Raw genomic sequence first — 9,749 nt, forward strand, 5'->3', positions numbered from 1 at the left:
CGCAGCCGAGGGCATAGACATCAGTGCGCGCGTCGAGTTCGCGCTCGCCCATCGCCTGTTCGGGACTCATGTACTGTGGCGTGCCGAGCGACATCCCGGTCTCGGTCATCCGGGCACCACCGGTCTTCGACGCGGCGAGCGCGATCCCGAAATCCGCCACGAGCGCGTGTCCGCCGTGCAGCAGGATGTTCTCCGGCTTGATGTCGCGGTGGATCACGCCGTGATGGTGGGCGTACTCCAGCGCATCGGCGACTTCACGCGCAATGCGTAGCGCGTCGTCGACCGGCAACTGCTTCTCTCGCGTCAACCGATCACGCAGCGACTCGCCGTCGACGAACGGCATCACATAGAAGACCGTGCCGTCGACGGTGCCCGAATCAAACAGCGACAGGATGTGCGGATGCTGCAGGTTCGCCGTTGTCTTGATCTCGGCCAGGAATCGCTCCGCCCCGATGACGGCCGCGAGTTCCGGGCGGAGCACCTTGATCGCGACCTTGCGATCGTGCTTCACGTCGTGCGCGAGGTAGACTGTGGCCATCCCACCCTGACCGAGCTCGCCCTCGATCGTATATCGGTCGGCCAGCGCCGCCCGCAGCGACTTATCGCTCATCGATTCGCCTTGTCCACTGCGTTCTTCATGGTAGCGACAAAGTTGGGGATGAATCGGAGGAATCGGGCATCGTTGACGTCGGTGCTCTGCACGTAAATGATGCCGCCATCCCAGGAGACGCGGTTTGACCAGCCCGGCGTGTCGAGGAAGCGGGGGTCGCTTCCCCAGCGCTCGGGTGAGCTGACCGTGCCATCCGCGCCGAGGCGCACCAGGTTCCATGTGGCGCCTGATCTGAAGAGCAGCTCGTTCGCCGACAGCCAGAGCGGTTCCACGCCACCCAGCGCGACGAGTTGCTGTCGCGGGCCGGGAGGATACGACGTCAGGTTCAGCTGTCCGGTGGGCTGCGATTGCCAGACCAGACGCTGTCCGTCCGGCGAGATCTGGACGAACACGGCACCGGGGATGAGCGAGTCGAACGCGGCTGGATGGCGGGTCAGGTCGATCCGGATGGCGGGGTACGGTTCGGTCGCGCCGCGCGCAAGGAGGTTCGAGTCGTCGTGGTAGTCGGTCGGTTCCGGCACCTGGTTCAGGCTTGCCGCACTCATCACCGTATCCGGTGGGTTGGCGGCATCGGGCGAGCCGCGGAGAATCGCAGCGCGAGTGCCGTTCCAGGTCCGCACGACAATATTGTCGCCCTTCGGGTCCCAGAACGGGCCGCCGATGTATTCGGCCCGGAGCCATGTCTGATGCTGCCCGGTTCGCAGGTCGTAGATACGAAGTTCATGACCCTGCGGCGTGATCACCACCGCTGCCAGCCGATGGCCATCGCGGGTGAGGTCGAATCGCTGAAAGTGCGCCTGTTCGATCGGCAAGACCTTGGGATCCTGGCCCGGTCGGAGCGCTACCATCCGCACGTCGGATACCGGCTTGCCGGGGACGAACGCCAGCAGTCCCTGCGGTGTCAGGTCCAACTGGCCGGAGCCCGCGGCGTCGGCCTTCACACCGCTCAGCAGCGAGACTGAACGCCCGATGAGGTCGGTGCGTGGGTCGTACGGCGCCGCCCGCACATCGCCGTCGACGCCGACATAGATGAGGTAGCGATCGTCCACGATTCGAAACGACTGACCGGTCACCACCGACGATCCGGGCGAGCCATCGGTATTCCTGGCGCGCAGAGAATGCGTCGTTCCCGTCGAGATCTCCTCGAACACTCCTTCGCCCTGGGAGCAAAGCAACCGTTTCTGCGACGCGATCCAGCGCCCGAAGTAGCAACGCGCCTTGAGCTTGACTGTCATCGATTTTTCGTCGCTGGCGCCCACCTCCGAATCGAGCCAGTGCAGCGTCACGCCGTCATTGGAGATCGCCAGGATCCGTGTAGGTGACACCCAGTCCAGCGTCGTCGGCGGCGCATCAGCCTGCAGCAACAGCTTCACGTCGCCGCCCTCGACCGGCATGACCAGGACGCGATTGGCGCTGACAAATGCCAGTCGCGTTCCGTCCGGCGAAATGCGCGGCGTCGTCCCGCCGGCGGTCCCGGCGATCGGGTGGGCGCTGGCGTCGATCAGCGAGCGGTACCAGAGTGTCGTGGAATCGCCGTGACGCACGGGGTAGACCGCGAAATCACCGTTACCGGCGACGGTGAGGTTCACGATTCCCGTACCGTATCCCGTCGAATTCAGATCTGGTGCGGAACTCATCGGCGCGCTGTCGGGGAGCGCGGCGTCGAACATCCTCGATGGGGCAGCGGGGGTTCGCCGCAGCGCCCATCCGGTGGTTCCTAGCAGTATCAGGCAGGCGGCGCCGAGTAGTGCGCTCAGGCGCGACGCTGTCGGCCGCTGGATCCGTGTCGGAGCACCGCGGAGCGGATGGGAAGCGTCGGATCGAAGTGCATCGGCATAATCGGACGCCGTCGCCCAGCGGTCGGCCGGGAGCTTCGCGAGTGCGCGCAGGACTGCGTGTTCCACGCCGCGGGGGACGGTGTCTCGCACCGTGGCGATCGGCGATGGACGATCGGTCAATACCTTGGCGACGATCGCCTGCACCGTGGGACCGCTGAACGGCGGCGCACCAGTGAGCATCTCATACGTCACGCAGCCGAGGGCATATACATCGGTGCGCGCATCGAGCTCACGCTCACCCATCGCCTGCTCCGGCGACATGTACTGCGGCGTGCCGAGCGACATCCCCGTCTCGGTCATCCGGGTGGCGCCGGTCTTCGACGCAGCGAGCGCGATGCCGAAGTCGGCCACCAACGCGTGACCACCGTGCAGCAGGATGTTCTCCGGTTTGATGTCGCGGTGGATCACGCCGTGTTGATGGGCATACTGCAGCGCCTCGGCAGTTTCAGTCGCGATCCGCACGGCATCGTCGATGGGCAGCTGCTTCTCGCGCGACAAACGATCACGCAGCGACTCGCCGTCGACGAACGGCATCACATAGAAGACGGTGCCGTTCACGGTGCCGGAGTCGAACAGCGACAGGATGTGCGGATGCTGCAGGTTCGCCGTCGTCTTGATCTCGGCCAGGAACCGCTCCGCACCGATCACCGCCGCGAGTTCGGGACGGAGCACCTTGATCGCGACCTTGCGGTCGTGCTTGATGTCGTGCGCGAGATAGACCGTCGCCATCCCGCCGGCGCCGAGTTCCCGCTCGACGGTGTAGCGGTCGGAGAGCGCTTCTCCCAGTGTAGTGAAGGGGTTCATTGCGCTCCGTCCACCACGAACAGCGACGACGAGTAACGCGTCTGCGTGTAGGTATGCACCAGCGGATTGTCGTTCAATCGCGGTTCGTAGCTCTGGCGCAGTTCCGATCCGGCGGGCGGCGTGATGTCGATCAGCCGGGAGCGCTTGCCGCTCTCGGGCGCGACGCGGTCAACTCGGAGCACCAGTGGATCGTAGCGAAAGACCCAGAGTTCCCGATTGTCGGGGCTCCAGCGAATCAGATGATCGCCGGGCGTCAGGCCGAGAATCGGTTGGCCCGGTCCGCCGCTGACGTCGAAGATCCTGAACGAATCGCCCACCTGTGCCGCGACGCGTTTGCCGTCGGACGACAGGATTCCCTGCGTCGTACCATTCGGGGTGACGGCGACTGCAACTCCGCCGGCGAGCGGCGCGGTGAAGCATTGCGGCTGCTGGCGGGGAAGGTTGCCGCAGAAGAAATACCGGCTGCCATCCGCGAAGATGTCGCCCGCCTGGTAAGTGATCGACTCGAACGGCCCCGGGTTGAGTGGTCGGGGAGTACCCGCGCCCGTCGGATAGAGGAGAAGGCGCGGCGGGCTCGTGGTGATCAGGCCAAGGATCCAGGCACCGTCGTGCGAGAACGCCAGCGGCGCACCCTGTCCCAGCCGAACCGGTGGTGAGCCATCCAGCTTCCGCAGCATCACTGCATAGTTCTCGCCGCCGGTGATCCCCTCGTCAGCGAACGCCAGCACCTTGCCATCGGCGCTGAGCACCGGTTCGTCGGAGAGATCGAGCCAGCTCACGTCCTTGTCGCTCGTATCGCTCGACCCGCGCGCGAAGACGACGTAACGGTCGCCGTCCTGCGTGATCAACCATTGGCCCGATCGAGCGACATCGTGTACCGTGATCCCGCCGGCGCTCGACAGGACGTGGCGCTCACGACTCTGATGATTCAATGCGTATACCGTCAGCGACGAATAGGAACCGGCGACGGCAAAGGTCGCGGAGTAGTACACCTCGCTGCCATCGGGTTGCCAGGCCATCCCTTCAACCGCCCAGTGGACCGGCGATTGCGCCAGGCGCTTTCCCTGGCGGTCGATGATCGTCACCGTGCCGCGATCGTCGTACGCGACCGGATGCTCGACGATGGCGATTTCGCGCCCCGACGGTGAGACGCGCGGATCCGACAGATAGCCGGTGGACTTGGCGATCACGGTTCCGATCGGATACTCCAGCTGATCGACTCCACCGACTCGACGAATCACCGCCATCGCAGTGCCGTCGGGCGACCAGTCGGCTTCCCGAACCTCGGCGAGCAATTCTCGCGGCGCGCCGCCGCTCATCGGCATCGTCGCGAGGGTTCCGGTGAAGAGCCGATGGCCGAGAAATTTCGCGTGGGTGAGCACCGCAAGCTCGCCGGTGGTTGAGATCGCCAGCAGGTGCGTCGAGTCCGGGCCGATCGGCTCGGCGTGGGCGTAGTCGGGGCGGATGACATATAGATGTGGTGTCGTCCCGGCCGCGCCGCCACGCGTCGCGCTGAAGACCAGCGTCTTGCCATCGGCGCCATAACGAGCCACCAGGATTGCCTCGTCCTGGAAGGTCTTCTGCGTGAAGGTCACGCCTCCGGTGCGGACCCCTGCACGCCGCGCAACGACGAGTGCCGTCGCGAGGAGGACGATCGCGGCCAGCGCGCTCCATGACCACGGGGACGTGATCCACGCATTCGCGCCGGTCATTGCGCTCTCGCGCCGTGTCTGCGAAGCGCGCGCGGTGGTGAATGCCGGATCGTTCAATGCCCGCGCGAACTCGCTCGCCGTTTCGAAGCGGTCTGCCGGAAGTTTCTCGAGCGACTTGCTGACCGCTGCTGCCACGTTGGGCGGGACATTCTTCCGGAGTTTCGTCACCGGTGCGGCATCTTCGGTCACGATCTTCATGACGATCTGCCGCGCCGAGGCGCCGGTGTGCGGTGGATTCCCCGTCAACATTTCGTAGAGCACGCTGCCAAGCGAATAGATGTCGCTTCTTCCGGTGATCTCCTTCTCGGCGGTCGCCTGCTCGGGGCTCATGTAATGGGGCGTTCCGAGGGAGAGACCGGTCTCGGTCATCCGGCCGCCTGCGGCGGCGCTCACGGCGAGGGCAATTCCGAAGTCGGCAACCATCGGACGGCCGTCGTGCAGAAGGATGTTCTCCGGCTTGACGTCGCGATGGATCACGCCGTGACGATGGGCGTAGTCGAGGGCGTCCGCCACTTCGGTGGTGATCTTCACTGACTCGTTGATGCCGAGCTGCGTTTCGCGATCGAGCTTGCTCCGCAGCGTCTCGCCTTCGATGTACGGCATGACATAGTAGAGGAAGGTCCCGGCGACCCCCGAATCGAACAGCGGGAGGATGTGGGGGTGCTGCAGTGCGGCGGTGGTCCTGATCTCCTGCACGAAACGGTCGGCGCCGAGGACCGCGGCGAGCTCGGGCTTCAGGACCTTGATCGCCACCTTGCGGTCGTGCTTGATGTCGTGCGCGAGATAGACCGTGGCCATTCCGCCCTGACCGAGCTCCCGCTCGATCGTATACCGGTCGGACAGGCTTGCCCTGAGCGCAGTCGAGGGGCCCGCCGGGTGCGGTGGTGTCATATCCGCCTGATGGAGTGGATGAGGAGCTGGAGACCCTAAATACTAGCGGTGAAATGACTTCGCGCCATTGGCGTGGCTACCTCGGCCGGGTCAGCAGCTACCCTTTCCGATCGCGGCGTTCTCCTGCGCGTTCACCGCCTGCCACCGCCCGGCGCGCTTGATGAACACGTCGGTGAAGACGGTCCGGGTTACTGCCCTGGCCGGGTCGGTGGCGCAGACCTCGCCGTTGACCACGGCGGCGTCGCCGTAGATGCGTACCACCATGTCGTGCAGCATATGTGTGGTACCCGCCGCCGGTGGATGGCGTACTGCCCAGGAGATCTGTGCCGCCTTGTCGAGGGTGACCCCTTGCGGGACCAGGTGGCGGAAATCGCTGGCCAGGATCCGGTCGAGCGTCGTCGAGTCGTGCGCCGCGAGCCAGCGCTGCTCCAGATCGAGCAGCGCGGTGCGATCGATTGAGGACTCCTGCGGAATTGATTGGGCGCGGGCCGGGGCGGAGGTGGTGGTTGCCAGCGCTAGCGTCACTGTGGCGGCAATCGCTCGACATCCAGCTCCGAATCGCAGCCTACAGGCGATCACATGGTCCGCCAGCGCGACCTCCTCCTATCTCAACCCTTTGCGCGGCAGACGACTGTCTGATAAATGCCGGCAGCGTCCTGAAAATCCTGTGGATGCCATTTGAAGAGATGCTGGCCAACGCGAAGCTTGACCTCTTTGCCGGCAAACATTTTGACAAGGAGGTCTGACGGGACCTCATAGGTCGACACCTCGGTCATCGTGTGACCCTTGAAGAGGCTGGTGTTCTGTTGACGCCCTTGAGCCAGCGCCGGCAGGCTGGACCTCACCGAATCATCGATCAGAATTGCCAGTGCTTCGGATTCCTGCAGCCGCGATTGGGCAGTGAGGTCCTTGGTGGTCACATTCAGGTCGCCCGACTGTACTTCCCATCGGTTTTCCAGGAACCATTGCGGTGACTTGGCAAGATCCTTCCCCTGAAAGCGGATTCCAAGCGTCAGCGTCCGATGCGTGTTGGCAACCATCGACGATGTGGTTTCCGAATTCGCAACGACTCGCACCGAGTCCGACATCTCGTCGTACTTGCCCTTGAATTCGCGCTGTTGGGTTTGCAGAGGACCGAGAGCGGGATCGGAGCAGGTCACGGTGGAATACTTGATCGTTTGCCCTGCTGCCGGAACGACAGATACCAACAGCAACGCCGCAGCGAGCTTCATATCGACTCCGTGGCTGGAAGGGTTGCCCGGAGGATAGCGTTGCAATGTGGATGGAGCAACTCTATTCGCGCCGCCCCGCCGGCCGCCCCGCCAGTCCCCTCACGGATCCGCTGCCGCCCAGGTGGAGCACCCAACCCATTGAGAGATTCCTGTCACGCGTCGCGCAAGGCGATCAACGGGTCCACTTTCGTCGCGCGCCGCGCCGGCAGGTAGCTGGCGAGAACGGCAATGCCAAACAGGAGCAGAGGTACGATCAGAAAGACGGCCGGATCATGGGCGCGCACCCCATAGAGCAGACTTGCCATTACCGGCGCGCACGCTGCAGCAATGACCAACCCGGCGATGACGCCCACGCCGGCAAGGGCAGCCCCCCGGTGCAGGAACATGTTGAGGATGTCCTCCCGCCGCGCGCCCAGCGCCATGCGGATCCCTATTTCGCGCGATCTCTGGCCGACCAGATAGCCCAGCAAGCCGTAGATACCGATCGAGGCGAGCAACGCCGCAAGTCCGGCAAATCCGCCTACCAGATCGGCGGAGAAACGACGTGACGCCACCGACCGATCAAGGATGTCATTCATCGAGGAAACACCAAAGACCGGCAAGCCGGGATCAATGCTCTGGATTTCACGCCGAATCCGCGGTTCCAGCACGGATGCGGGCAGGGACGTGCGCAGCGCCACGCTTACCTGCTTGTTGGGGTCCTGATAGACCGAGACGTAGATGTGGGGAACGCCATCGTTGTCGAGACCGTCATGCTTGATATCCTTGATGACACCAACGACGGTCGTCCATGGCTTGGCCGGGTCCGTTCCGAACCGCACTCGGCGGCCCAACGGATCGCGGCCCGGCCAGTACTTGTGAGCGGTGCTTTCGTCAATGATGGCCACCAGCGGTTTGCCGTCTTCATCGCCCTCGGTGAATGAGCGACCGTGCACGAGTGTCGCCTGGAACACGTCGAAATAGTCGGGGCTGATTCGAATTCTCTCGGCGCGCAGATCCTGAGCCGACTCGTCCGGTCGATCTTCAATCGCGAACCCTTCACTCGCCAGGCCACCGACCGCGCCCGGGATACTGGTGGTCGGTATCGTCGAGGTGATGGCGGCGAGTTCCACTCCCGGAATTGCCCTCATCCGCCGGAGCACTTCACGATCGAGCGTGACCTTGCCGGCGATATCGAAATACGGATCCGACTTCGGATCGTTGGGATTTCCCAGCCACGTGTTTGACGTGACAACGTGAGATGGATTGAATCCCGGATTCTCCTGCAACAGGTCCCGCAGCGTGCGCAGCAGCAAGCCGGCTCCCACCATCAGTATCACGGCAAATGCCAGCTCAGAGACGATGAGCACATCCCGCAATCGGCCGGTCCTCACGCCGTAGCCGGACCCGCGACCGCCTTCGCGAATCGCCGGGGAGAACGCCGTTCTTGCCGAGTGAAGCGCTGGAGCAAGTCCAAACACCAGGCCGGTCAGAATGGAAATCAGCAGCGCGAACGCCAGTACCACCCAGTCGATGCGTACCTCGTTGAGCCTGGGAACGTTCGATGGCACGAAGCGCACGATGAACCCCAGCGTAGCCACGGCGGTTGCGATTCCCGCGGCGCCGCCGATGAGCGACAGCAGCATCGACTCGGTCAGCAACTGGCGCACCAGGCGGCCGCGGCTCGCCCCCAGCGAGAGCCGCATCGCCATCTCATGTTGTCGCCCCGAAGCGCGCGCCAGGAGCAGGTTGGCAATGTTCAGCGAGACGATGAGCGCGATCAGGATGACCGAACCGAGTATCAGCAGCAGCATCGGCCGGACCTTGCCCACCAGCGTGTCCTGCAATGGTTGGATCTCGATGGTCCATTGCGCCTGCGGTTGGTAATCGGCGGGAAAGTCGCGGCGCAATTGCGCAGCCATGGCAGTGAGCCGCGTCTGAGCTTGCGCCACGGTCAGCCCCGGCTTGAGACGCCCGATGCCAGACCGCAAGACCCGGTTGGCGCGAAGTGGCGGGGGAAAGGGTTCACCGGTGAATCCGGCGGCGGCAAAGACTTCCCCGTCGCCGAACACCGTCGGACCAGGATGGCGAAATCCGCGTGGCAAGACCCCGATCACGGTGACGGGATCAGTGTCGACCCTGATAGTACGGCCGACAATGTTCGGATCGGCGCCATAGGCACGGCGCCACAGGCCGTCGCTGATCACGACCACGGGAGAAAAACCAGGCGTGAAATCGCGCGAATCAAACACTCGTCCGACTTGCGCGGTCACACCGAGCATCGAGAAGTAGCCGAAGCTGCCGTTGACGCCTTCGACACGCTCTGGCTGGCTGCCGCCGGTAACGTTCTCGCTACCAAAGAAGATGGGGGTCACGTCGTCAAACACACCCGATCGCGTCTGCAGGTCGTCCAGTTCGGGCTTGGAAAACCGGACGTCCCGCAGTCCCACGCCGGGCTCGTTGAAATAGATGCGTACCAGACGATCGGGATTGCGATAGGGCAGCGAACGCAACAACACCGCGTCCACGATGCTGAAAATGGCCGTGGTCGCTCCCACGCCCAGCGCCAGCGTCAGGACAGCCACGATCGTGAAGGTGGGCTTCCTGGCCAGCATGCGCAGACCGTAGCGAACATCCTGGGCAACTTCCGGTACCAAGCGTGTCATCTCGATCCCCCCTCGGG

At 64.2% G+C, this 9,749-nt stretch carries 6 protein-coding genes; all 6 read right to left on the reverse strand.

Annotated elements, in window-relative coordinates:
• On the reverse strand, window positions 1-610 hold a 610-nt coding region (locus VGM20_09815; protein ID HEY4101160.1), incomplete at its 3' end, for a serine/threonine-protein kinase.
• Entirely contained in the window at window positions 607-3,252 is a 2,646-nt protein-coding gene (locus tag VGM20_09820) for a protein kinase (GenBank protein HEY4101161.1), read from the reverse strand. The genes VGM20_09820 and VGM20_09815, both read right to left, overlap by 4 nt.
• The gene (locus VGM20_09825) at window positions 3,249-5,855 is read right to left on the reverse strand and encodes a protein kinase (protein HEY4101162.1); all 2,607 of its coding nucleotides are present in this window, start codon (window positions 5,853-5,855) and stop codon (window positions 3,249-3,251) included. The genes VGM20_09820 and VGM20_09825 overlap by 4 nt, the downstream gene beginning before the upstream one ends.
• Window positions 5,856-5,945: 90 nt before the next feature.
• The gene (locus VGM20_09830) at window positions 5,946-6,380 is read right to left on the reverse strand and encodes a nuclear transport factor 2 family protein (GenBank protein ID HEY4101163.1); all 435 of its coding nucleotides are present in this window, start codon (window positions 6,378-6,380) and stop codon (window positions 5,946-5,948) included.
• An 83-nt stretch (window positions 6,381-6,463) separates the two neighbouring features.
• Window positions 6,464-7,087: a hypothetical protein gene (locus VGM20_09835; protein ID HEY4101164.1), complete on the reverse strand. Its 624-nt coding sequence runs from the start codon at window positions 7,085-7,087 to the stop codon at window positions 6,464-6,466.
• Window positions 7,088-7,239: 152 nt separating this feature from the next.
• Window positions 7,240-9,732, reverse strand: coding sequence for an ABC transporter permease (locus tag VGM20_09840; protein ID HEY4101165.1), 2,493 nt, complete (start codon window positions 9,730-9,732; stop codon window positions 7,240-7,242).
• Window positions 9,733-9,749: the final 17 nt, after the last annotated feature.

Source organism: Gemmatimonadales bacterium, from assembly GCA_036500345.1.
In the GTDB taxonomy this organism is placed as follows: Bacteria; Gemmatimonadota; Gemmatimonadetes; order Gemmatimonadales; family GWC2-71-9; genus Palsa-1233.